The following is a 26,250-nucleotide window of genomic DNA, read 5'->3' as shown; positions in this document are numbered from 1 at the left end:
CAACTTCTTCAAGTTAATGTTCAGGAACAAATATGCTTTCAAAGTGGGTCCGTAATATTCTTCAAGCAACGGTATATGAAGCTGCGATACATACTCCGCTTGATTATGCACCGAAACTCTCTGCGCGTTTCAATAATAATATTCGCTTAAAAAGAGAGGATTTGCAGCCCGTTTTTTCTTTTAAACTCCGTGGCGCTTATAATCGTATTAGCCAACTTAATGATGAGCAAAAGTCTAGAGGCGTTATTTGTGCCTCCGCTGGTAACCATGCTCAAGGGGTAGCCTATTCCTCGTCCAAACTTGGCCTTAACAATATCATTGTCATGCCCACAACAACGCCCGAGATTAAAGTTGAAGCGGTGAAAGTACTAGGCGGTAATGTTGACCTATATGGGGATAGCTTTGATAGCGCCAATCAATATGCGATTAAAAAAGCTCAAGATGAAGGGTTGACCTACATACCGCCATACGATGATGAATTAGTGATTGCAGGGCAAGGGACTATTGCGCTTGAATTATCACAACAGTGGCGTGATATGGAATATGTATTTGTTGCGGTTGGCGGCGGTGGGCTCATAGCAGGAGTTGCTGCATTTTTGGGCGAAGTTGCGCCGCATGTTAAGGTGATTGCTGTTGAGCCTGAAGGTTCAGCGTGTTTAAAGGCTGCACTTGAAGCCAATGAGCGTGTTAAGCTGCCACAAGTAAGTTTGTTTGTGGATGGTGTCGCAGTAGCTCAAATTGGCGAATTGCCGTTTGAAGTAGTTAATCTAGATAAAAGTAATGGCTCAGGAAAGATTGTCGAGCCTGACGTTGTTACGTGTACCAATGACGAGGTTTGTGCGGCGATTAAGGATGTATTTGAAGAAAATCGTAGTATCGTAGAACCGGCTGGAGCGTTAGCTATCGCAGGTATGAAAAAGTTTCTAAATGCGCACAATTTGACCAATAAAAACTGCGTCGGTATTGTCTGCGGTGCAAACATGAATTTTGATCGCCTACGTTATATTGCTGAACGTACAGAAATTGGCGAAAAGAAAGAAGCTATTTTTGCAGTGACGATACCTGAGCGTACCGGTGCATTCCTTGAGTTCTGTCGTAGCTTAAAAGGGCGTAACATTACTGAGTTCAACTATCGTGCTAGGAGCAATAAAGCGCCAGATTCTTTGCAACCAGCCTCAATATTCGTTGGTATTGCTCTAAAAGAAGGTGATGTAGAAAGACATGCCATCGCTCAATCTTTGGAGAGATCAGGCTACGATGCACACGATTTGACCGATGATGATATTGCAAAAACCCATATTCGCTATTTAATTGGCGGACATGCCAATGTCGAAGATGAGCAGCTTTTTAAAGTTGCTTTCCCAGAGCGACCTGGCGCATTATTGAACTTTTTAGAAAAACTGGGTCAAGACTTTAATATTACCTTATTTCATTATCGAAATCATGGCGCCGCCGATGGACGGGTTTTGGTAGGTCTTCAAGCGTCAGATACTAATACTCGTGAGCTACAAGGCACCTTACAAGATATTGGGTATGACTGCCGACCAGTCACTGATAATGTAGGATATCAATTATTCCTAAAGTAGCGATTTAGGGCCGTTCTTTCATCCTTTTATATAAATCAATGTCTATAGCGTGGTATAAATTAATAGTATATTTTGAACTGTGAGAACCTAAAAAAGCTATGTCTAAAAAAACCATATCTAAAACAGCTATAAGTCAAATTGCCGAAGCTCATAAAGTTCGCCTAGACAAATGGCTATGGGCGGCGCGGTTTTATCGCACGCGAAGCCTCGCCAAACAAGCCATTGAAGGGGGTAAGGTGCATTATGATGGTAGCCGTGTCAAAACCAGTAAAGAGATCAGTATTGGTGATGAGCTTACCATTCGTCAAGGCTCAGCCACCGCGATGACAGAGAAGACAGTGGTCGTCAAAGGCCTGTCGGTTCAGCGCGGTAATGCTACTGTTGCACAGACGTTATACGAAGAGACGGATGAAAGCATTAGTAGACGTGAATATTATGCGGAGCAAAGAAAGCTTGCTAATCTGGCCCGTCCTGACACGAAGCCTAATAAAAAACAGCGCCGCCATTTACAGCGTTTTAAATATAACTCAGACAAGTGATTATTAGAACTATTTAGCTAATGTCATTTTATCTAACCTTTTGATTGAATAGCAAATGAGCTTAACCAATGAGCTTAACCATTGAGTTTAGCGAATAAGTCTAAAGATTTATTTCAATTAATCAATAAACAGCAAATTATATTTTTATAGTCTTTATTATTTATACCGTTTAATCTTTAAGATTGATAGAATAGCTAATGTTTTTAAAAGATCTCAATCATTTATTATTAAGGTTAATTATGTCTCAAGCTGATGCCATACCTAAGTCTGTCTTGCTCGTATGTTTGGGTAATATCTGTCGTTCGCCAACCGCTGAAGGCATTATGAGGCAGCGTACAGCTTTAGCTGGACTGTCTATCAACATTGATTCAGCTGGTACTGGTGATTGGCATATCGGTAAACATCCTGATGAACGCGCCCAAAAGCATGCCAAGCAACATGGTTATAACATTAGCAGCTTGGTCGCTCGGCAGGTTACAGAACAAGATTTTTATAAATTCGATCTTATATTAGCTATGGATTCACAGAATCTTAAAGACTTAGAGCGTATTAGAGAATCGGCCGTACAAAACAATCCAAACAAACGTATTGGTCGTTTAGCGCTTATGAGTGGCGAAGATATCAGCTACCTTAATCAAGATGTGCCAGATCCTTATTATGGCGGTGAAGACGGTTTTGAAGAAGTTATTAAGATGGTAGAATCATCTGTAGATGCATGGATAGATGTCTGGAAAAATTAACTACTTTTATATCATAGCTTTACTTAGCTAAACTAGATCATTCCTAACCTGGAGCGTTGCGAATTTAGTTCAGTGCTAACCCAAAATATATTAGCTTGGTATAGTCGTTGCATAATGTTATAAAATAAACGCTTTATTAGTTTTATAACTATTTGAATAATTCTTGGTTAAATCTTTTACGTTTATTTATTTACATACTTATTATTTGTTAAGCATCTAATAGTTAACGTTCGCACCTTATTGTAAAACGTTACTTTCGATTAAGCTTACCTAGTCAACTGCTGAGCTATACTATGTCTTTAAAGACACAGAATCATGTTAATTTAATGCCATTTAATACCATGCGCTTGTCATGTTTGGCAGATAAACTGATAACTTTAAAAGATGAATCAGACATTGAAGCCGTATTTGAAACCTATCATCAATCAAAGTCTTCCACCTTTATACTTTCGGGCGGTAGTAATTTAATACTACCCTCAAAGTTAAATGCAGTGGTCATACATCCAGATCTTAAAGGTCTGCATATAGTTAACAACACCCAAGATTATATTGATATTGAAGTAATGAGCGGTGAGAACTGGCATGAAATGATCGTACATACTGTCAATCAAGGGTGGTATGGACTTGAAAACTTAGCCCTTATCCCAGGACTTGTGGGCGCATCCCCTGTTCAAAATATAGGTGCCTATGGGGTGCAACTTGAAGATTGTATTACCCAAGTCAAAGCGTTTCATATACCAAGCCTTCGTTGGTATAAGCTTTCCACTGATGACTGTGAGTTTGATTATCGCAATAGCAAATTTAAACGTGAATCTGGTGACTGGCTCATCTCTCGTGTCGGCATTAGGTTGCATAAAGACACTCGTAAAATCAATGCTAACTACGGTGATGTTTCCAAGTTGGCTTTAGAGCTAGCCCACACCAATTCGCGGGCCACGCCTACCCCACTTGATGTTATGCACGCTATTATCACTATTCGTCAATCTAAGTTACCTGACCCAAGCTTTTTACCTAATTGCGGTAGTTATTTTAAGAATCCTATCATTGATAACACTCACTATCTAAATCTAAAGACTAAATATCCAACTATCGTGGGTTATCCTATAGATAACGACCGCACAAAAGTTGCTGCAGGATGGCTAATTGACACCGCAGGCTTAAAAGGTAGAGGAATAGAACCTATCTTAACGCATACCAAACAGGCTTTGGTACTGGTTAATCACAGCACAGAGAATAATGTACCAGCAGACCAGTCCGATATTTTAGCCACGCAGCAATTTATTCAACGGGCTATTCAGCAAAAATTTGATATTGCTTTGGAACGTGAGCCTGTATGGGTAGATACGTTAGGCAATCAGAGCAGTTGTTAACCCAATTTAAGATTATTGTAGATTAGGGACTGTATAGAATTGATTCATGGAACTGGCAGAGGCTATTTTTTAGGCAATATGCAGGGAAATTTTAGCAGCTTAGTCGTTCTAATTTAGAACCCTTAATTATTGAATGTCCAAATATATTGGCATAAAATATCCCTGCACCCTCGAGCATAGCTCTCGCCTTGCGAACGGGCAAAGCAGTGCTTTGCTCGAGAACCGTTCACAAGGCTGATCCTAAAATTGCCATAAACGTTGTTGTAAACCTAGATAAGGTCCAATACGCTTCGGGCATTATCGGCGGTTTACGACTAGTTTGGAACACAGCTTGGATTAATTGGTAACTATCAGCAGTCCTAATTAAGCAATTCTATACAGTCCCTAATATATTGGTACCCTATTCAATGCGTAAGCTGCTAAAACAAACTATTAATATGATCGTGAGATTCACCTTCACTGCTTTATTAATAGGACTCATCGTTATGATCAGCTATTATACGCCTATCTTCTCAGCAGTAGGCTTAAGGATATTAAACGCCCTACCCGTACCGCATGTGGCTCATCGTAGTAAATCTGTTATACATCCAACCGCAAATAGCATATCTGGCAATAATGATGCCGCACCTACCCCTGATACGTCGACAAGTAATGCTATTGATATAGACCTTACATTTAATCATCAGCCAACTGCCTATGTGGTACTTGGTGGCGGGCTTACCGAAGCAAATCGTGAAACTAGTCGCGACGATATTTATGAGCCCATTAACAATAAGAATAATAAAGGCAATGACGCTAGTACTAATAATACATCGCTAGAAATTAAGTCAAATACCCGCCAAATTAAATCTTCAATTTCATCCTCTAATACGTCAAACGTAATGACTACTAATGAGGATGAGTCTCAAAAACATTCACCCCTACCCTCTACTCTGCGTCATCCTCAGACCAACAATATCGTGCTTAACGAGTACAGCTTAATACGTATGCATACGGTAATGAGGCACTATAATAAAAACCCCTTGCCTATCGTATTGACAGGAGTAGAGGCAGCATGGATGCAGGATTGGCTCAAAAGTTACGGTATTGACAATACAATAACCGAAAATGCCAGTATGAATACCTGCGAAAATGCACGCTTTACCGCAAAACGACTTAATCTGGAAGATGTATTTTTAATTACAGATGCGTATCATATGCCACGCGCTCGGCGCCAGTTTGCCCTAAATCACATCCATACCTCACCGATTCCTTCTAAACTTCCATTTAATAAAGGCTGGCTTGACCCAATCAATAACGCACAACATTCCAGACGTACCGTATATGAATTAGCCGCTTATACACGTGATGTGTTTTTTCCGCAAAAAAACTGCCGTACAGCGAATGAAGTTAGTTTTGATACCCTACGACGTAGCCGAAAACCTGACAGCTTAAAGACTTTTTAGCATGTATACATTTTAGTAACCTTAATCAAGAGCCAATACACTGCTTTTATCCTAAACCATAGGGTTGTCTAAACTAAGACGCATGTGTTTAAAAAAACGGTATAATAGCTATCTGTTTATAAAACTTACCTATAAGATTTAATTATAAATTTTGAAAAAAGTTAGGTTTTATTCATAAAGATTATGAATGTCGTATGTCGCATGACTTAAACAAGGTGGCTTGATATGGTCAGTATATATTTGCTAATTCCGCTTAGTTTGATGCTTTTTGTGGTTGGTATTTGGGCCGTGCGCTTTGCGGTTAAATCTAATCAATTCGACGACTTAGACAATGCAGCACAACGGGTAATCCTTGACGACAAGCAAGATCGTCGTCAATCTTTAAGCAAAACACCTGTTACTAAGGCCAAACCTACCTCTACAAATCAGTCTAAAGATAATGCATCGATTGAAACGTCAAAAGATAAAGATGTCGGCGATACCCGTTTTTAAGACTTTATTGAGTCTATTTTAGTTTATATACACCCAAAACGATTTGGGTGAATTTATAGGGTAATTAAACTCGGTCAACACCTCTCAAAGCATTTCATAATCTAATTTTTCAGCTTATAACGCATTATTTCATTACCTTCATTATATTGGATACCTACATGACTATTTCTCTTTTGGTCGCGGCGTTTGCCATGGGGTTTTTTGGATCACCACATTGTCTAGGCATGTGCGGCGGCTTGGTAACAGCATTCGGTTTATCCATGAAAGAGGTTAGCCCAGCTAAAAAACGTGGACTTATTGCAACTTATCATCTGGGTCGTCTATTGAGTTATTCGGCTTTAGGCATTATTGCAAGCTTAATAGGCATTGCCGTTTTACAACCAATAATGGTGGGCAATAGTCTACCTAGAATTCTACTCGGTGCTGTTTTAGTTTTTATTGGTTTTAGCATGTTAGGTTTGCCATATCTTAGCAGTCTTGAAAAGATAGGCATGCGGTTATGGCAAAAGCTTTCACCGCTGCGTCAAAAGGTCTTTCCAATTACAAGCTTTACTAGGGCGTTATCCGCAGGCCTGCTTTGGGGGTTCTTGCCATGTGGTTTAGTTTATGGTGCTTTATTATTAGCAGTTGTCGGTAATAACTTAGTCACAGGCGCTTTATTAATGTTTGTTTTTGGATTAGGTACCGTCCCTATGCTGGTAGCGACGCACGAGACTGTGGGCTGGTTACGTAAGCAAATTGGACGATTTAGATTGCGTCAATTAAATGGCGTGATTATGATTTTATCAGGCCTAGCCGTTATCTTTATTCCAATGATAATGATGCAAATGGGTGGACATGGCGCGCATTCTGCACATGCCAATTCGAATCATTCCATGAATCATTCTATGGATCATCATTCAGTTACAGCGCAGACAACTGATGAGCTTAAGGTACACAATATGCAGCATGATGCCGCTCACCACAACACTGACAATGCTATATCCGATTCAGAACATCAGCATTTAAATGATCAGCTTTCAGAAACGCAACAGACGCCTGAACATTCAGAACACAGCAATCATTCAGAACACAGCAATCATTCTAAACCTATGTATGATGAACCATTGCATTCAGAGCACATGACGCATTAATAATGTCGAGCCCTAGGGCCATGCCCTAGTATTAACTAAACTGTTCTACTTTAACTTTTGTATCTAAATGCGCTTCGAGGGCAGGTAAATTAAACGCATCATCTTCACTGACGAAACTGATACTAATACCCGTTTGACCTGCCCGTCCCGTACGCCCTATACGGTGGACATAATCATCGGGTTGGTCCGGTAGGGTATAATTAATGACATGGCTCACATCGTCAACATGGATACCACGACCTGCGACATCGGTCGCCACCAAAACTTTGGCCTTACCATTTTTGAACTTATCTAAATAACGTTCTCGTTTATTCTGATCCACATCACCAGATAGCATCACTACATTAAAATCAGCGCCTAAGCGGTTGAATAATCGCTTAACTTGATCTTTACGGTTCGAGAAAACAATAACTTTATCCACATCATTTGAGTGTAGTATAGTAGTTAATACTTTAAACTTATCTGCTTCAGTGGTGAGATAGAACTTCTGCTCAACAAGATCGCTTGTTTTATGTTCAGGTTCAATTTCAACGAAAACAGGATTAAGTAGCCACTTGTAAGCTAAATTCATGACATCTTGATTAAACGTTGCAGAAAATAATAAGCTTTGACGATCTGTAGTGTCCGGCATATAGCGGATGATACGTTTGATATCAGGAATAAAGCCCATATCTAGCATTCTGTCCGCTTCATCCAGCACAAATGCCTCTATCCTATCTAGGAAAATATGACTTTTATGAATTAAATCAATCAGTCGACCTGGTGTTGCAATTAAGATATCTGTATATCCTTTATTTAATTCTGATAGCTGCTTTTCATAATCAATACCACCCATTAGACAGACACTATGTAGCTCTGTGTGCTTCGTTAATAATAGGGCGTCCTCAAAAATCTGATTTGCAAGCTCACGCGTAGGTGCCAATATCAATGCTCTTGGTTCACCCAGATATCTTGCTTCATTTTCTTCAAAAGGTCTTTTTAATAGGGTTTCTATGATGGTAATCAAGAAAGTGGCTGTCTTACCTGTGCCTGTTTGCGCTTGCCCTATCGCGTCCTGTCCAGCTAAAGTATAAGGTAATATTTTGGCTTGAATCGGAGTCAGCTCCTTAAATCCTAAATCTTCCACGGCTTCTAAAATACTGTGACTTATTCCTAAATCTTCAAATCTTAAGAACGTATCCATTATATTTCCTATATATTGTTAGAATTGTGAGTTATAAATTATAAGTTATGAATTAAGGATTAAGTGTTATGAGTTATGAGTTATGAGTTGAAAATTATTAGGATTAAGTTAGCTCAATATTAGTGCGTGTGGAACATTCTATCTATTAATTCTTGCAATTTTCAGTAGCTGTTAGTAATAACCATTATTAATAACCATTTGCAATAACTATCTGCAATAACCATCTATAATAACCATAAAAAACCGATGCTATAATCCGAAGTACGATAATACTTGAATTAAATGCATCGGTCATTATTGTTAAAATATTTCTAACAAATATAATTCAGTAAATTTGCTATTTACTCAGAAATATACTATTAAAAAATTTACAATTTTGTCGCTTTAAGATTAAGCGTCTAATTTGGTAACTTCTTCAGCTTGCAAGCCTTTTTCACCTTCAGTCACAGTAAATTCTACCTTTTGACCATCTTGAAGTGAACGATAACCATCACCTTGAATGGCACGGAAATGTACAAAGATATCTTCGCCACTTTCACGCTGAATGAACCCGAATCCTTTTGAATCATTAAACCACTTAACAGTACCTTGCTCGCGAGCTGACATAATGTATATCCTAAAAACTTAATAAAAAAATTGAATTAGACTAGGAGTAATTAGACTAAATGCTAACTATTAACTGACTAGTACGATAATATGGTAAACCCATATGATAATACGACCAAGCCTAAATTTAATTAATAAGTTGATTCTATTTTGTATAGATGACTTATTACTGTAACAATATAGACACGTTTATTATCTAAAACTAATCATATCACGCCCTATAGCTAACACAAAGTATTTTAACAATTATTTCACATTTGATATTGACTAACGCGTCCTATTGCTCTAGATATATTTGTAATCATTATACTTTTGCTATTTAATCACTTTTAAAATGTGTATTCTATTATTTGTATTTTATATATCAAATCATACAAGTTAATCTACTATTTATTGTACCAATAAATTTACTTATAAACGCGACATGCTCTCTTGCTCGATAAAATTCTAGAAAATTACTAACTTAACTCTTAAAACCCGCTATTTGATGGAATATAAATGTCTACGACTCAGCCTCATACGAACCTTTCTACCGAGCCTAAACGAATACTGATTATAAATGGTCCTAATCTAAATTTATTGGGTTTGCGTGAACCAGATATATATGGCTCCACCACACTTAAAGATATTGAAATTCGGCTAAATCTAACCGCAGCTAAACATAATGTTGAAGTCATATGTTTTCAGTCAAATAGTGAAAGCGAATTAATTGATAAAATCCAATATCATGGTCTACTGGCTGATAAAAAAGATTCAATTGATGCTGTTATTATTAATCCTGCGGCCTTCACCCATACCTCCATTGGTATACGAGATGCTCTCATAGCTATTGACAAGCCTTTTGTAGAAGTGCATCTGTCAAATATACACGCGCGCGAACCGTTTAGGACGCATTCATATTTTAGTGATCGTGCTGAGGGGGTAATTTGTGGATTAGGACACCGAGGGTATGACATGGCGCTTAATTATTTTATAGGGTCTAAGTACATTATTTAGAATATAACTGATAAAAAAACAACATAGTTATTCTTAAACTCTATTATGATTATATGATTGATTGAGTATATTGGTTTAAGATTAAAAGGCAGTAAAGTATGGCAACATCGAGTAAACGCTTTATGAAGCTTGCAGGTATGACAGCTAGCATTGCAGGTAAAGCCGCTAAAAACTCCTTCAAAAGCTTATCAATTGATGAGGAAAAACGCGCTCACGCACGCTCTCAAATGATGCAAGAAGTTGGTATTCAAATCGCTGAGACACTAGGCGAGATGAAAGGTGCCGTCATGAAGGTGGGTCAAATAGCGTCTCAATACAAAGACGTGTTTCCACCTGAAGTAGCAACTGCTTTAGAGAAGCTACAAAAAGATGCGCCTGCTATGTCTTATGGCTTGATTAAAGCCCAAGTAGAGCGTGAACTAGGCACACCTATTGATGAGGCTTATAGCAACTTTGACACCGTGCCTTTTGCGGCAGCCTCAATAGGACAAGTACATAAAGCGACACTACCTAACGGTCAAAATGTTGTGGTTAAAGTGCAATATCCCGATGTGGATAAAAATTGTGATAGCGACTTAAAACAAGTCCGTTTGGCACTGAAGATGGCGGGCGTATTAAATATGAGCCGTGAGCTACAAGACCAGATATTTAATGAGATTCGAAACAGTTTAAAAGATGAATTGGACTATATTAAAGAAGCTCATAATTTAGCGATATTTGGTGCTTTTCATGCCGATGATTCAGGATTAATCATACCTAAAGTTATAAAAAGCCATTCGACAAGACGCATATTGACCTTAACGGAGGAGATGGGTGAACCACTTAGCGTGGCTCAAACTTGGGACAATGATATCAAGCAAAAAATAGCCACCCAACTCTTTCACTTTAGCGCCGGTCAAATATTTGAATTGTACCGTATGCATTGTGACCCGCATCCAGGTAATTTTGCATTTAGGGAAGATGGTAGTGTCATTGCATACGACTTTGGCGGAATACGTAGTTACAGTGATGCTGAAATTCAATTATTCAGACGCTTTGCTCGTCATGCTTTAAGGGGTGATGTGACCGCTTTAGAGCAGGACTTAGTCACTTTAGGGGTACGCCGTGAAGATGATGTCACTATCCCTGGCGAATTTTATCAAGACTGGTTAGCAGTCGGTCTAAAACCATTATCCATACCCCCGTATCACGAAGGGGATTTTAACTTTGCTAAAAGCGAGGTTCATAAAGAGGCGATTGACCTTGCAAAAAAAGGACTTAAATATTATAAGCAATTTCAGCCCTCTGCCACGACGATGATGCTGGATAGAACCCTGTCTGGCCAGTATTGGAATTTGGTTAACTTGGGGGTAGAAATAGACCTTAGCCCTTTAGTTAAAGAATACATTGATTATTAAAGTCTGTTAATCGTATCGCGTCTTATCGGATAAATTATTATTAAACTACTAATTTTATTAAACTACCAACTCCACTAAATTTTCTAATTTTTTCGGTTTAAAAGGTACATATTGGGCAGTTTTTAACTTGGTTGTACCTAAGTTTAGTTTGAGTCATTGAGCGCCCATCCCATAGCAATAACTCCCCCTTTAAAACATTCTTGCGCAGACCTAAGTACTGTAAGGCAGCATTGGCTTGTAGGTTACCCATTATCGTTGTTGTACTTGCCAGTACACCTGAATTTGCGCAATTTCTTTGTTCTGATTCTGCATCTTGAGCGCTAAGTGTTGTCCCAAAGACACAGTTATAGCACCCTGTATTTTTATAAGGCTCATAAAGGGCAAGCTGCCCTGACATACCTATTGCAGATGCGGATAATAGCGGTATGCCACTAGCAACACAATACGTATTTAATAGTTCTCTAATCTCAAAATTATCTGTGCAGTCCAATATTAGAGTATTTTGGTTGGTTTCAATTTTTGCGTTGAGCTCATCTTTGATATTGTTATCTTTAATACGTTGGATAGAAAAACTAACCGCCGTGAATTCATTAATTTCACGTAGTGATTGATACGCTACTTCTGCTTTATACTTGCCAACGTCTTTATGTATAAATAAGGTCTGGCGTTGTAAATTGCTGATCTCTATCATATCATCATCTATAATATGTAACGATCCTATCCCCGCTCGGGTTAAGGTTTCAGAAACAGGACATCCCAGCCCTCCTGCCCCAATTATAATAACGATACTTGATTTAAGACGTTGCTGTGCATCTATATCCCACTCATCTAATAGAACTTGGCGTGAATAGCGCAGTAACTCTTCATCACTTAAAGCGGATGCCAACTCGCAGGCTTTGTCTTTATTTAAACTCACTTTATTATCCAACCTATATACTCATATTTTTATAATTGTCTAAGCTTATAGTCAAAGTTTATAGTCTTAGCATGACTTAACCACTCATTATACTAAGGTTTTATATTCGAGCATGAAACATTTTAAATGACACCATATTGCATTTGATAATAATTATCGTTTACATTCAAATAACTTTGTTTTATACTTAATTCTCGACTTGAACAAATGCAAAAATTAAATAAATATAAATTTTAAGTTTTATCAATAATAAAAACATATAACTATTATAATCCTCAACCTTTGCAATATTCGTTTATTGCAAAGGTTTTTTGTTAAATAAACCGCCTAAAAGTTTATGAAATGAGCGAGGTAGACGTTAATATAAACATTCATTTTAAATATATCTTTAGAGTGTCCTATGCTTCAGATCCAATCCCCTAACGAGCAGCCTTCATCACCACACCCACTTTTAAACTTATCATTTAGAATATTTTTTAGTGCCGGCGCAGTCTTTGCTATTGTATCCATGTTGCTATGGACATTTGTGTTTATGGGAAAGACTCAAATTGATGTGACTCATATTAATCCATTTTATTGGCATGCGCATGAAATGCTATATGGTTACGCATTAGCTATTATTGCAGGCTTTTTATTAACTGCTGTAAAAACATGGACGGGCATTATGATGCCCTATGGGTATCGATTGGGTGCGATATTTAGCTGTTGGTGTATTGCTCGAATTGGCTGGGCAGCTTTAGGATTAGGAATTGGTTCAGTAAGTGTCTGGCTATACATCGCTATGCTGTTTGACTTACTGTTCATAGGTTTATGCGCATGGACGGTTATTAAAGCTATACTTGCCGTAAAACAATATCGTCAAATGGGCATTATCTCCAAATTAATATTACTAACTATAGGTAATGCTTTGTGCTACTTGGGTATTTTAAGTAAGGATCAAGATTACTTACGTATTGGGGTATATTTGGGCTTGTACCTTGTTATGGGCATTGTACTTACCATTGGTCGCCGTGTGGTACCCTTCTTTATAGCGCGAGGACTAAGTTTCGATAGTGATGATGACATAACGGTTAAAAATAGCAAAGTATTAGATGTGCTGAGTTTGGTTTCATTTTTAGTATTTAGCATTGCAGACGTATTTTATCCATATCCATATCTTGTGACTATTAGCGCAAGTATGGTGGCTATTGTTAATTTATTTAGATTGATGGGTTGGTACCATTATAGGCTATGGCAAAAGCCTTTGCTTTGGTCATTATTTGTGGCTTTTTTAGGCATGTGTATTAGTTTTATACTATTTGCAGTTCAACCTTGGATGAGATTTAGCCACAGCATCGCTGTTCACGCGCTGGCTGTATCTGGTGTGGGTATGATGACCGTATCCATGATGTCACGCGTGTCTTTAGGTCATACTGGACGTAGTATTCATACGCCGCCTAACACTTTAAATTATATTTTTATACTTATGGTTCTAGTCTTTGTCTGTAGAGTCATCATGCCATTAGTATTTATAGAAAATTATATCATGTGGATAATGATTGCCCAAACGTTGTGGATAATGTGTTTCGTACTATTCTGTATCAGTTACTTGCCTATACTGTCTAAACAAAGAGAAGATGGTTTGTTCGGTTAAATTTATAATTCATACACTGGTACTTCTAGTTATTTTGGTTGCTGGATTAGAGTTTGCTCTTTAACATTCGGATTAGAATGAGACTATTCATAACCGTTCATAACCGTTCATAACCGTTTATAATAGTTTATAAAATCAACTCAGTCCTTTTCTAAACAGCGATCCGACTATGACAAAACTTACGGATAATAAAGTCACGGTTAAAATATGTATGGCAAAAAAGTTAAGCCTATCAACTGATAACGTTGGAATTACTCTAAACCGAGCAAGAAAAGCAACAAGTATAGTGAGTAGCAATATGCTTAGCTTTAATACGATCAACTTACTAATATCATTGTTCAAACCAAACCACATTGATAGTTCGGGCATCATTTTATACGCCATCCATAGTCCAGTTAGTATTTGAAGTATTATGGCTGGCATGCCAACCTTTTCAAACTGCGCTTCAAATGCCATTAGATTAGATAATTCTTTATTTTTAAGCGCTTTAGGTAGAATTACGATTGACAATATTAAGTGACCACCAGTCCATACAGCTGCGCCTAATAAATGAGCGACCAATACATAATTAATCATGCTTTTATAACCTGTGGGTAAGTAAATGCAATGGTGGTTTTATAAATTTTATAAATATAATTATGATAACTTTCAACATTTTTAGATGTAATATTATATCAAATCTTTAAATTACCCTGTCGAGAAAAATGAATGCAAACGCGAACAAAAGTAGGGTCAGTAAGTTTGATAAAGATAGGTTGTTTTTTAGGAAAGGTATTAGATAGGAATACATTGTATGCGTTTGACCAACTATAGCGATTATGCTTTAAGCACCCTAATGTATTTAGCCATAGTCCCAAAACAAGGAGAGTTAGCGACTATAACTAATATTGCGAATAGTTATTGTATTTCGAGAAGTCACCTCACTAAAATTATTCATCATCTGGCCAAACTTGGATACATACAGAGTATACGGGGCAAAAATGGGGGCATTCGTTTATTTAAAGACCCTAAAGACATCAACCTAGGTGAGGTGATTCGTCATACTGAGGCTGACTTTTATGTGGTACCCTGCTTTGAATATCAAACCAATAAGCCTAGCTATTTGTCAGAGAACTTAATATCTGATAAATCTTCAATAGCTTCTAAAACTTCAATAGCGTCCAAACCATCACCAAGCTCTAATACTTCAACTAAACTATCCATTAGATCAACTACTGAACAGTGTGAAATTAGCCCCGTATGCAAACTTAAATATGTATTTGAAGAAGCAACCCAAGCTTTCATTCAAGTGATACTAAGTTATACTTTAGCTGACATCGTCGCAAATGAAAAAGATTTAATTGAAATATTAAAGCTCAATGGTACTAACGAATAGCTATAGTAAGAATCTATAGACATAGAATTATAAAATAATTATAGAATAACCGAACTTAACATCTACTTGCGTAAGCTTCAAGGGATTGAGAACTTAACTGTTTAGTAGATAGATATCTTTACTAGAGACACCAATCAACTATTACATAACACTGTCCACAAAAAAACCCTAGATAACTTAATACCTAGGGTTGAAACTTTGTTTAAAAAACTAGTTTTAAATATGGCGCAGCGGACGGGACTCGAACCCGCGACCCCCGGCGTGACAGGCCGGTATTCTAACCAACTGAACTACCGCTGCTTAGGTCGTATAACTATATTAAGCCACTTTGCTATTAGTATAAATAGCAATAAGTGGTGGGTGATGACGGATTCGAACCGCCGACATTCTGCGTGTAAGGCAGACGCTCTACCAACTGAGCTAATCACCCTAAGAACCGTTAAAAATTGAACTGCAATTTTAGGTTCGCAAGAGCCAAACTGCGCTTTATTAAAGCTAAGTTCCCGCTCTGTGGATGTGTATTATATAGAATTAAGATTTGGTGTCAAACATTATTTAAAAATTAATTAGGTTTTAAATGTGTTGTATTCACTTTGATCAATATGCAATTAAATACACAACCCTCAATTAATGCTGATATTAACGCTCTCCTAAGCCTTCTGATAAAGTTTTGGTAATAGGCTTAGTTAAGTACGACAATACTGTGCGCTCCATAGCCTTAATATCCACACTAGCCGTCATACCTGGCTTAATAACAATCTCGTCACCACGATCCGCAAACTCAGCTTTACCAATCTTAATCAATACTCTGTAGTAAGGCTCCTCTCCTTTTGGAGTCTTTTCAATTAGGGTATCTGGACTGATATAGATCACAGTACCATTCATCGCACCAAAAATTGAGAAATCGTAGGCATCTAGTTTGACAGAAGCAGCTTGACCTTCTTTAACATAAGCAATATCAGCGGGGCTCACTTGAGCTTGAACGATAAGATCACTGCTAGTAGGCAGTAATTCCATAATCACTTCACCAGGTTTAACCACACCACCGATTGTTGTAACATTGATGCTATTAACCTTACCATCTTGGGGAGATAATAAGCGTTTTTCTTCAAGGACCTGGGCCCGATCGCGCATCTGCTCAAGCTCAGCATCAAGATCTTCTTGAGCTTTGGTGATTTCAGCTTGAGCTTCCTCAAAGTATTTATTTTGTTTGTTATTTATTTGAGCTTCTAAATCAGCTACTTGACGACGTAATTTAATCACATCCGCTTGGCTAACATCTCCATGAACCAATAAAGGCTCGTTCATTTTAAGTTCTTGATTGGCAAGAACCAGCATTTTTTCTAACGATGAAACCTCTTCATTGATAGCTTGCCTTCTACGGTTATAAAGCTCAGTCTGATTTCGCACATAATCAGGATATTTGTCCATCCCTTCAGGAAACTCGAGACGACGGTCAAATATTTCAGCTTGTAGTCTTGCTACTTTGGCTTGTAGTGCGGCAATTTTGGTCGCTGAGTTATCCACGGCTGCCTGAGCACGTTCATCTTCCAATACGACCAACAATTGGCCTTTTTCAACATCATCACCCTCTGATACTAAAATATCGGTTAAAACCCCACCTTCAGATGCTTGAACTTCTTGAGTTCTATCACTGGCAATAACAGTTGCTTTGGCGCGTGTTACCTGATCAATCTTAGCAAAAGAAGCCCAAATCAAAAGTATGATAATGCCAGCTACGGCAATCCATATACTTAAACGAGCCCGGCCAACTTTAGGTTTCGTTGGTTTGTATTGGTAGTCAGACATGTTTACTTCTCTTCCATTTTAGGTTTTACAACAATATTTTTTGAAATCCGAGGCTTATCTTTTTTAACGCTGTTTGGATTGGCTTGAGTGGCAGTATTATGTGCAATTGTATCAGTTTTGGTCGCATTAATTTTTATTGAGTGATTTGTTGATGTGCTACTTTTTTCAGCAGCCGATTGACTATTAGTACCAATATTACTACCGCTATTGGCTTGCTTTTCTGAGACTGCTTTAATCTCAACTTTTGGTTTTGGTTTTGGTGCTGCTTTTGATTTATTAGGTGTAGCGGCTCGCGCGCCACCTTGTCCAGCATTACCTTGTCCAGCACCCTTTATAACAGAGCCAGATACTCCAGTTTTAGCTGGATTTGTACCATTACTAGTCTTAGTCGTCGTTTGCTTTGCAGAATTCGCAGTTGCTGGAGTAATAGATATTTTATTAATTCTATTTTTGCTATTAGCGGAGTCTGCTGACGCGCGTGACTGATTGGAATTATTACTAGGACCTTTGCTTTGAGGGGTCTGCGGTTCATTCGGATTGGGTGGCGTGGCCGGAGAATCCGCTAAAGTTTTTTGACCTGCATTTAAATTCTCTAATTTCGAAAGCGCGCCCTCTTTCTTGGCTTGCTCTTTTTGCATAAGCTGTTCAAGTACGGCATCTTTTGCACCATCCATAACGATCTTATGATTATCCATAATAATGATGCGATCAACCAAATCTAGCAGGGCAGTTTTATGTGTAGACACAACGAAAGTTTGTCCATCTTGTAGCTCTTCTCGTAATACTTGAAGACAGCGCTGTTCCTGTCGATTATCCATCGAAGCGGTGGGCTCATCAATTAACATCACTGAAGGTTTGGTCAATAATAAGCGTGTAAAGGCCACTAATTGTTTCTGACCGCCTGATAATCCGCGCCCCCCTTCACTGATGAGCAAATCAAGTCCACTTGAATGATTGGCTACTAAATTAATTAGTCCTGTTTTCTGTAATGCGTCATATAGCACATCATCTTTAGGTGCAGGCATACCAATGAGCAGGTTTTCACGTAAGGTGCCTTGAAACAATCGGTGATCTTGTTGCAAATAACCCACTTGCTCACTCAGTGCTTCACGGCTAATTTGCTGAATATCTAATCCATCAAGCAACAATCGTCCAGAGGTTGGCGCATACAATCCTGAAAGGAGTTTTAATAATGTGGATTTGCCTGAACCAATTGGACCTAACACTGCTATTCTTTCACCAGGTTGAATCACTAATTTTTCAACGGTAATTGCGGGACGATCATTATCAGCATAATTGAACACTAAATTATCACATTGATAATGTCCTCTAATTTTAGTTGGAGATAACGGATAGTTGACCCCATGGTTGTCTTGTTCTAAGGCAAAAATTGCCTCAATCATACTCTTAGCAGCTTTTGCATGCGAATACTGAACAAGCAGATTAGGGATGGCCATCACAGGTGCTAATACCCTCCCCCCCAAAATAGAACAAGCAATCAAACCACCCATGGTCATATCACCATTCATTACGACAAATGCACCCGTAATGACGATACCTACATAACTGGCCTGTTGTAGCATTTGTGAGAAATAACTTAAGTTGTCATTGGCATGCTTCATATCCAAATCATTTTTGATTGTGACATTCATGACATCTAACCAACGTGATAAGAACTTCCAGCTACCAGAACCAGCTTTTATTGTTTCAACGCCTTCTACTGTCTCTACCAACAAACCCGTCTTATAGTAGGACGCCGAAGCGCCTTCAGCAGCAATAGTATCAATCTTCTTTCTGGCGCTTAAACCCATTGTAATCGCAATAGCGGCTGCGATAATTGGGATCAAAGCCACTACGGGTGCACCAATGTAGGCAATCAATACTAAGAAGATGATCGTCATTGGTAAATCAACCAAACCAAATAAGGTACTTGCCGTAAAGAAACTTCGTACTTGTTCATAGCCTCTTAATTGAGCAGCCATTGATCCCACAGATCCTGGCATCTGGTCGATACGAACGCGTAAAAGACGTTGAAAGACTTCACGAGATAAATATTGATCTAAGCCGACAACTACCTTATCCATAATTCGAGAACGTGCAAACTTCATGAATGCTTCGAATAATATAAATAACGCCACCCCACTCGCTAAAATAACTAAGGTGCTCACTGCACGAGTAGGAATAACGCGGTCATAGACTTGTAATGAGAATAACGAGACCGCCAAGGCAAGGAAGTTGATGAGAAATGAAGCAACTACGGCTTCGATAACCACACCTTTATAATTAAATAAGTCTTTTTTCAATAGGTCAGTAAAAGAAGCCGTGCGTTTTAATATATGATCGTCTTTGAGTCGTAAACGTAGTATTAGATTAATATCTGAGGTTTGTACAGAATGGTTTTGAGTTTCTTGACGTAAGTTCCAGGCACCTTGAGGCGTTTGACCATCCAAAACACCCCATCCATAACGTTTGTGATAGGCTAAAAGTGGCATAAAAGCTGGATCTGGCTGCTCTAATATTTCAGGCGCCTCTTCAATACCAAGTCCATTTAATACTCTAACTATACCGCCCAGAGTATTGATACCTCTACCTTCTTTGTTGGCTCTAGCAGTATCTTGTTTGCGTATAACATCTTGTAGTCGAATGTTATCGATAGGATACCCTTGATGCCCAAGCATATGTTTTAAGGCATCTGCAAGTGTTTGAGCTGTCGACTGTTCAGGGGTATTAACGACTAGGTCCCCTTGTGATTCCAAACCATCACCTTCATTATAATTTGATGTATTTTGGTTATCATTCATAATATCTACTTATAATTATTAAAATTGCTAACTCGTGAGTATCGAATAATAGTCTTATAGGCTTATCATCGGTATTTTTCAAACAATGCGTTTGATTAAGGTTCTTATCTGAATGAGTATTAACAATACTTTGTATAAGCTAATACAAGCTTAAGCTATTCTTCCTCAAATAAAATAATTGTATCATCATTTATAATTTGTACGTCTGTATAATTTACTTTTCGACCGACGTTTTGGCTACTATTTACACTGCTACTTTCACCCACACTTTCAATAGATACATCCGTATCTATAGTCGGTTCAACAGCGGAATCAGATTCAACATAAATAGCCGTCTCAGGCTCTACATAACCATATACCTTATCATCTTGAATGACTTCACTATTACTATTAGCAAATGGGCGATTAAGCGAGCTTCGATCTACGTCTATCCATTCTTTTACGGTATCTGTGACTTTGAACAATTTAACCGGCTCTCGATTACGCTCAAACTGCTGCCAAGGCATCAGTCCAAAATCGACTTGCAGTTTATAAAAAGAAGCCAAAATATCAGCACGCACTTGGACGAGCTGTATTTCATAGCCACTAAGTTCTCTGACTGCGTTTAAAACCTCTAACCAAGATTTACGACCTGCTTTAAATTGGCGCTGGTAAGAGCTAACAACGATTTGTGCCCCAGCTACCGCCGCGATCAAAGCCTGTTCTCGGCTTTTTGCGCTATTAAATTGTTGATATTGAATTTGAATGTCTTCCATGACATCACGGCGTGCGGCTTCTTGATTCTGAATGAGACTATTGACTCTTGCTTGAGATGCACGAGTTAAGGCAAAGTTAGAAAACCCTGCGCCTGGTTGATAGTTTAAACCCACATAAAACTGACCATCATCTTCACTTTCATCATGATCGTATGTGTGTTTATATTCAGCAAAGACAGTGGGATATTTTGCAGCATTTTGCGCTTTAACTTCTTGTTTGGCGGCTTCAATTTGAAAGAATTCTCTGACAACTGACGGATTGTAGAAACTATTGTCGCCAAATGCCAATTGCTCAAAATTCAAAGACGATTCTATAGCTCTATCGGACAATACTTTAAGTTTAGGAACGTTATACTCACTTCCTTTAGTAATTGGACGACCAATAATTTGTTCCAAACGTGCTGCCGCAATTCGCTGCTGCTCAACAGCCGCTTCATAAGCATTTTGCTCTTGTAGAATACGATTACCAACTAAATCAAGCTCAATACGTGCAGATACGCCTTGATTAACACGGCGTTTCATCATTTGTTCAAAGTTAAATAGTTGCTCTAATGTGCCTACATAAACGCGCTGCTGGGCAACAGCAGTTATATAAGTTTGCCATGCTTCAATGGTAGTTTTTGCAACTTGGTTCTGTTGCTCAAACACATACTCAATAGCCGCTTTGTCATCAAATATTGCTTGATTGACATTAGCTGTTAACTGACCCCCCGTCCATAAAGGTTGTCTAAGAGCAACCTCAGAGACAATATCATTGTTGTCATCATAATTAGTGGTAAAGCTTGGCGTGGGTAGCACATTTAACTTAGCGGCAGTGACCCCTTCTGCGGTGGCGTCACGTTCAGCTCGCGCAGCTCCTACCAAGGGATGCGTCTCAATCGCCTGTGAAATTAATGTATTAACCGTAACATCAGTTAAAGAAGTATCAGCATAAGCTGTTGCAGCTACGCCTGTCATAAAGCTTAAAGATAATATAATTTTCTTAGTTATATGACTATTTCCGGTTTTTGATCTAAGTATCATAATTCTGTGAACTTATTTAATTAAGGTTAATACATAATGAGGTTAATATACTTATTTAAGAACATAATCTAGCGATAAGAATCTATAAGTATTACTTAACGAATGATTTAATTATATGATTTTACATCAATTGCTTTGAAATTGTTGACCAATACCAATACAAAGTAAATTAAATAGGGTTTAAATATTTGTAATATTTTTTAAACAGTTTAAACGACTAAGAAGATAAATTAAACCAGTTATGCTAATTTTAATAAATTCAATTATTAATCTTTACCATACTATCTTAAATTTAAATAAAAATTATTCCAGTTAAACTAAATTTAATCTATATTTATCTCTGACTTAAAGTACGACGTTATAATAATTCCAAAGCTTCATTTTTAGACCCTTCAGAGTTTTTAGTCACTCTCAAAACCTCTTCTAAAGATGTTTTTCCTTTAAGAACCTTTTTTAAGCCATCATCACGTATTGAAGGCGTTAGTTTCCTAGCATATTCTTCTAATAGAAACTCTGCGGAACCGCTATGAATCATACGCCGTAATGTGTCATCAACGGGCACGACTTCGTATATTGCGGTACGCCCCTTATAACCTGAATGATTGCATAACTCGCACCCCACAGATATGGGTAATAATAAGGTATTGTCTGACATATTATGTGAATTTATTAATTCAGGCTGGTGATGTTTAATATTAGCAAACAATTCAGCTTGAACTGGATCAGCTGATTTCCATGTATGGCAATGCGGGCACAATGTGCGTACCAAACGCTGAGCGACTACTCCGATTAATGATGAGGATAATAAGAATGGCTCAACGCCCATATCTTGCAGGCGAGTCATTGCACCAATGGCGGTATTGGTATGTAAGGTGGATAAAACAAGATGACCTGTTAGCGATGCCTGCACGGCAATTTCAGCGGTTTCTAAATCACGTATCTCACCAACCATAACCACATCTGGATCTTGGCGTAGCATGGCGCGTAAACTTCGAGCAAAAGTCATGTCTACTTTTGTATTGACCTGAGTTTGACCAATGCCATCAAGTTGAAATTCGATTGGATCTTCTGCGGTTAAAATATTTCGCGTTTGATCATTTAAGTCGGTTAATGCCGCATACAGGGTAGTAGTTTTACCAGAGCCTGTGGGGCCCGTCACCAATATTATTCCATGAGGTCTATATATGAGCTTTCTGAGCTGTTCGTAGTCTTTGTCATCTAACCCAAGGTAGGTCATGTTTAGGCGTCCTGCCTGCTTATCAAGCAAACGCATAACTACGCGCTCGCCAAAGCTTGAAGGTAGTGTAGATACCCTAACATCAACCTCTCGTCCTGCTAAACGCAAACTAATACGCCCATCTTGTGGTATGCGCTTTTCAGCAATATCGAGCTTGGCCATAACTTTTATACGTGACACTAAAAGCGGCGCCAATTGACGTTTTGGACTCACTATTTCTTTAAGCTCTCCATCTACTCTAAAGCGCACTGATAATCTTTTTTCGAACGTTTCAATATGTATGTCTGAAGCGTTTAGGCGAATGGCTTCAGATAATAGGGCGTTAATCAGTCGAATAATAGGAGCATCATCTTGGCTATCCATTAAATCCTCAGTTTCAGGCACACTTTCGGCCAAACTAACCAAATCTGGATGATCTTCAAGCCCTGCCGCAATATGCTGCGACTCTCCTGTATTACTGGCATATGCCGTGTTCATTTTTTGCTCAAGCTCAGTACCACTGACACTAACGAGGTCAGGCTTCATTCCGCCACTTTGACTTGAGACGAAATGAATGGCTTCATTAATTGCATTAACGGGTGTGGCTTCTGTAAACAAGAGTGTTGGCGAAACCGTCACATCGATAGAAGGAACTAATAAGATTTGATGACGTTTGGCGAAACTATAGGGTAAAAATGACATGATTTAATTACTTATTTTGATGAAATACCCGACTACTACAGAAGAATTTACACACAAAAAGACTCGATATAAATAAAAAGACTCAATTTAAATAAATAGTATCATAGTGCAATTTATTCATTGAAATCTTTTAAAACTTCTCCAATGGTATGAAATGAGCCACACACTAAGATCAAATCCTCAGCTGTCGTATTCTTTATGACTGAGTCTCGAGCATGAGGCAGTGACTCATACTCTATCACACTAGATTGACCATATTGTTTCAATACTTTGAGTAAGCATTCTACAGAAGCCGCTCGTGGATGATCAATCTGGGCGATGTGCCATTGTTTAATTTCTATATGACTGTTTACCAATAGATTTACGACTTGCGCAATGTCTTTATCCTCAAGCATCGAAAATACTAAATGCAAGCTTGAAGCTGGGTAAGTTTGTTTGTGCTGTTCCCACAATGGAGCAAATTGGTCTAACAGAAACTCCATGCCACGCTCATTATGAGCCACATCAAACATCCAGTTACGATTGGCAATGTGCCTATCGTCAAAGCGTCCTGCTAATGAAACTTCTGCTAAAGCAGACTCGATGTGCTGCTGGGTAATATTAAGTTGGCTTGCTAATAATGCCGATATAGCATTGGTAGTATTGACTAAGGATAACACAGGTTTTGGTAATAGCATGGTAATGTGAGCACTGCTAAATAGCCATTTTTCGGCTTGACTACTTTTATCTGCTTGAATGCTTTTATCACCTTGATTGCTTTTATCACCTTGATTGCTTTTATCAGCATGATTGCTCTTGTCACCTAGATCGATATAACTATAGTCTTTATCAAATTGATAACAGGTATTATGACCGTCTTTTATTTTGACGGTTACAGAATCAGGCATATCCGTTTCACCATAGATTAAAGGAATAGAGTCACGTAATATGCCTGCCTTCTCGTACCCTATCTTTTCTCGATTATCCCCAAGCCAATCCACATGATCGATACCTATATTGGTAATAACTGCCAAATCAGGATCAATAATATTCACCACATCCAAGCGCCCACCAAGGCCTACCTCTAGCACCCACACATCACAATTGGCCTGAGCAAAAATGAGCATGGCGGCTAGTGTCGTCATCTCAAAAAACGATAACGTTAAATTGCACTCAAGCCGAGCTTTTTCAACCTCGTAAATTGCATCAACTAAGACCTGATCACCTACAGGCTCACCATTGATACGCACTCGTTCATTAAAATCTATAATGTGCGGAGATTGATACAATGCTGTTTTATAGCCTGCATGTTGGCATACCTCACTGATCACTGCCGTCGTTGATCCTTTTCCATTGGTGCCAGCAACCGTAAATACATAAGCATCTTGTTTGGCGCTTTGGATTAACCCTAACGTATCAGCAACAGGAATGACACGAGACAGCCCCATATCAATGGCAGATACGTGAATTTGCTGTATATAATTAAGCCAATCCGATAACGAACTAGCTTGGTTTGGAGTAAAAACAGGCGGTATGGTCACAGATTTTCTCGGTAAGATAAATAAGACGTCGATTTTGTTTAAATATGGCTTAAGAAATCAAATTGGTAATGTATTAATAATAAGTGAGCTTAGCAAGTAAACGATAAATGGTATCGTTAACTTGATGACGGTGGACAACTTGATCGATAACCCCGTGATCTAGTAAGTATTCAGCACGCTGAAAAGGCTCATCAAGCGTTTCTCTTACCGTCTGTTCAATAACGCGTTTACCAGCAAAACCTATCATTGCCTTAGGCTCTGCAATATGAATATCACCAAGCATAGCTAATGATGCGGTGACCCCGCCATAAACTGGATTGGTCAAAACCACAATATAGGGCACACTAGCAAGACGCAATTGCTCAATGGCCGCCGCTGTTCGTGCCATTTGCATTAAGGATAAAAGCCCCTCTTGCATTCGAGCGCCGCCTGACGAAGCAAAACAAATTAAAGGGATTTTTTTATCTAGTGCAGTTTCTGCAGCTGCTACAAACCTATCACCTACGACTGAGCCCATAGACCCCCCCATAAAGCGAAAATCAAAAGCACAAGAGACAACGTGCATATCTCTAAGCTTTCCTTCAAGTACAATAAGAGCTTCCGTTTCATGTGTCTTGGCTTGCATAGATGCTAAGCGTTGTGGATAAGGTTTACTATCAACGAAGCTTAAGGGATCGCCCGTACTAAACTCTTGACCCAGTTCATTATCAACCTGATCTAAAAAACCAGTCAACCGCTCACGCGCTGTCATAGCAAGGTGATAGTCACAGTGAGGACAAACGTAGCTATTAAATATAAGTGCCGTGTTCGTAGTCATCGAATGACACTGCGGGCATTGGGTCGAAGGTTCTGTTTCAACCGCTGTTAATTGGGGCAGACTATTTTTGTGTACGGTAGGTACAGGACGTCCTAGCCATCCATCAGATGAAGAAGCCGGCTTCACCTTATCTTTAACAGATTTTAATTCTGATTGTAGGTCAGTATCATTCACAATTTTTGTCATAGTCTTATTT

The 26,250-nt window shown here is 38.5% G+C and carries 21 protein-coding genes and 2 tRNA genes; 11 read left to right on the top strand and 12 right to left on the bottom strand.

The genetic code is table 11. The features are described 5' to 3' along the window. Positions 1-32: 32 nt before the first annotated feature. The 7 genes from ilvA (at position 33) to AC21OH_RS02190 (ending at position 7,305) form a co-directional block, all read left to right on the top strand. Entirely contained in the window at positions 33-1,586 is a 1,554-nt protein-coding gene (gene ilvA / locus AC21OH_RS02220) for a threonine ammonia-lyase, biosynthetic (RefSeq protein ID WP_487370621.1), read from the top strand. 98 nt (positions 1,587-1,684) lie between these two features. After that, the gene (locus AC21OH_RS02215) at positions 1,685-2,125 is read left to right on the top strand and encodes an RNA-binding S4 domain-containing protein (protein ID WP_487370622.1); all 441 of its coding nucleotides are present in this window, start codon (positions 1,685-1,687) and stop codon (positions 2,123-2,125) included. 239 nt (positions 2,126-2,364) lie between these two features. After that, positions 2,365-2,865, top strand: a complete 501-nt coding sequence (locus AC21OH_RS02210; RefSeq protein ID WP_487370623.1) for a low molecular weight protein-tyrosine-phosphatase — start codon at positions 2,365-2,367, stop codon at positions 2,863-2,865. Between the two features lie 293 nt (positions 2,866-3,158). Further along, entirely contained in the window at positions 3,159-4,235 is a 1,077-nt protein-coding gene (murB, locus tag AC21OH_RS02205; protein ID WP_487370624.1) for a UDP-N-acetylmuramate dehydrogenase, read from the top strand. Positions 4,236-4,720: 485 nt separating this feature from the next. Then, the gene (locus AC21OH_RS02200; protein ID WP_487370625.1) at positions 4,721-5,680 is read left to right on the top strand and encodes a YdcF family protein; all 960 of its coding nucleotides are present in this window, start codon (positions 4,721-4,723) and stop codon (positions 5,678-5,680) included. A gap of 225 nt (positions 5,681-5,905) precedes the next feature. Beyond that, the gene (gene ccoS / locus AC21OH_RS02195) at positions 5,906-6,172 is read left to right on the top strand and encodes a cbb3-type cytochrome oxidase assembly protein CcoS (protein WP_486535938.1); all 267 of its coding nucleotides are present in this window, start codon (positions 5,906-5,908) and stop codon (positions 6,170-6,172) included. Between the two features lie 158 nt (positions 6,173-6,330). Next, entirely contained in the window at positions 6,331-7,305 is a 975-nt protein-coding gene (locus AC21OH_RS02190) for a sulfite exporter TauE/SafE family protein (protein WP_487370626.1), read from the top strand. Positions 7,306-7,336: 31 nt separating this feature from the next. Here AC21OH_RS02190 and AC21OH_RS02185 read toward each other — a convergent pair whose 3' ends face one another. Together AC21OH_RS02185 and AC21OH_RS02180 are read right to left on the bottom strand one after the other, a co-directional pair. Continuing rightward, positions 7,337-8,488: a DEAD/DEAH box helicase gene (locus AC21OH_RS02185; protein WP_487370627.1), complete on the bottom strand. Its 1,152-nt coding sequence runs from the start codon at positions 8,486-8,488 to the stop codon at positions 7,337-7,339. A gap of 390 nt (positions 8,489-8,878) precedes the next feature. Then, complete coding sequence (locus tag AC21OH_RS02180; protein WP_486535941.1) at positions 8,879-9,094, bottom strand: cold-shock protein; 216 nt, start codon at positions 9,092-9,094, stop codon at positions 8,879-8,881. A 498-nt stretch (positions 9,095-9,592) separates the two neighbouring features. On the opposite strand from AC21OH_RS02180, the gene aroQ reads away from it, so the two are divergent. Beyond that, the gene (aroQ, locus tag AC21OH_RS02175; protein ID WP_486535942.1) at positions 9,593-10,090 is read left to right on the top strand and encodes a type II 3-dehydroquinate dehydratase; all 498 of its coding nucleotides are present in this window, start codon (positions 9,593-9,595) and stop codon (positions 10,088-10,090) included. A gap of 98 nt (positions 10,091-10,188) precedes the next feature. Then, positions 10,189-11,487, top strand: coding sequence for an ABC1 kinase family protein (locus AC21OH_RS02170; protein WP_487370628.1), 1,299 nt, complete (start codon positions 10,189-10,191; stop codon positions 11,485-11,487). A 97-nt stretch (positions 11,488-11,584) separates the two neighbouring features. Here AC21OH_RS02170 and AC21OH_RS02165 read toward each other — a convergent pair whose 3' ends face one another. Further along, complete coding sequence (locus tag AC21OH_RS02165) at positions 11,585-12,403, bottom strand: HesA/MoeB/ThiF family protein (RefSeq protein WP_487370629.1); 819 nt, start codon at positions 12,401-12,403, stop codon at positions 11,585-11,587. A 400-nt stretch (positions 12,404-12,803) separates the two neighbouring features. On the opposite strand from AC21OH_RS02165, the gene AC21OH_RS02160 reads away from it, so the two are divergent. Beyond that, positions 12,804-14,036: an NnrS family protein gene (locus tag AC21OH_RS02160; RefSeq protein ID WP_487371525.1), complete on the top strand. Its 1,233-nt coding sequence runs from the start codon at positions 12,804-12,806 to the stop codon at positions 14,034-14,036. Between the two features lie 135 nt (positions 14,037-14,171). On the opposite strand, the gene AC21OH_RS02155 is transcribed toward AC21OH_RS02160, so the two are convergent. Next, complete coding sequence (locus tag AC21OH_RS02155; protein WP_487371524.1) at positions 14,172-14,612, bottom strand: CopD family protein; 441 nt, start codon at positions 14,610-14,612, stop codon at positions 14,172-14,174. Positions 14,613-14,829: 217 nt separating this feature from the next. Here AC21OH_RS02155 and AC21OH_RS02150 point away from each other — a divergent pair, with 217 nt between their 5' ends. Further along, entirely contained in the window at positions 14,830-15,411 is a 582-nt protein-coding gene (locus AC21OH_RS02150; RefSeq protein WP_487371523.1) for an Rrf2 family transcriptional regulator, read from the top strand. A gap of 223 nt (positions 15,412-15,634) precedes the next feature. Here the strand turns inward: AC21OH_RS02150 and AC21OH_RS02145 are convergent. From AC21OH_RS02145 to accD, 8 genes are all read right to left on the bottom strand, one after another. After that, positions 15,635-15,711, bottom strand: a tRNA-Asp gene (locus tag AC21OH_RS02145). Between the two features lie 54 nt (positions 15,712-15,765). Continuing rightward, a tRNA-Val gene (locus AC21OH_RS02140) sits at positions 15,766-15,841 on the bottom strand. Positions 15,842-16,050: 209 nt separating this feature from the next. Beyond that, positions 16,051-17,220, bottom strand: a complete 1,170-nt coding sequence (locus tag AC21OH_RS02135) for a beta-barrel domain-containing protein (RefSeq protein ID WP_486535948.1) — start codon at positions 17,218-17,220, stop codon at positions 16,051-16,053. A 2-nt stretch (positions 17,221-17,222) separates the two neighbouring features. After that, positions 17,223-20,021, bottom strand: coding sequence for a type I secretion system permease/ATPase (locus AC21OH_RS02130; protein ID WP_487371522.1), 2,799 nt, complete (start codon positions 20,019-20,021; stop codon positions 17,223-17,225). A 155-nt stretch (positions 20,022-20,176) separates the two neighbouring features. Continuing rightward, positions 20,177-21,799, bottom strand: a complete 1,623-nt coding sequence (locus AC21OH_RS02125) for a TolC family protein (protein WP_487371521.1) — start codon at positions 21,797-21,799, stop codon at positions 20,177-20,179. A 358-nt stretch (positions 21,800-22,157) separates the two neighbouring features. Beyond that, a complete protein-coding gene (gene gspE / locus AC21OH_RS02120) occupies positions 22,158-23,717 on the bottom strand; it encodes a type II secretion system ATPase GspE (protein ID WP_487370993.1) in 1,560 nt (519 codons plus the stop codon). A 113-nt stretch (positions 23,718-23,830) separates the two neighbouring features. Then, positions 23,831-25,237, bottom strand: a complete 1,407-nt coding sequence (locus tag AC21OH_RS02115; protein ID WP_487370994.1) for a bifunctional folylpolyglutamate synthase/dihydrofolate synthase — start codon at positions 25,235-25,237, stop codon at positions 23,831-23,833. A gap of 73 nt (positions 25,238-25,310) precedes the next feature. After that, on the bottom strand, positions 25,311-26,240 hold the full coding sequence (gene accD, locus AC21OH_RS02110) for an acetyl-CoA carboxylase, carboxyltransferase subunit beta (protein WP_487370995.1): 930 nt from the start codon (positions 26,238-26,240) through the stop codon (positions 25,311-25,313). Between the last annotated feature and the right edge of the window lie 10 nt (positions 26,241-26,250).

Source organism: Psychrobacter sp. CX10 (assembly GCF_057621575.2).
Note: the sequence above shows the minus strand (reverse complement) of the source record. Positions and strands in the feature narration are given on the sequence as shown.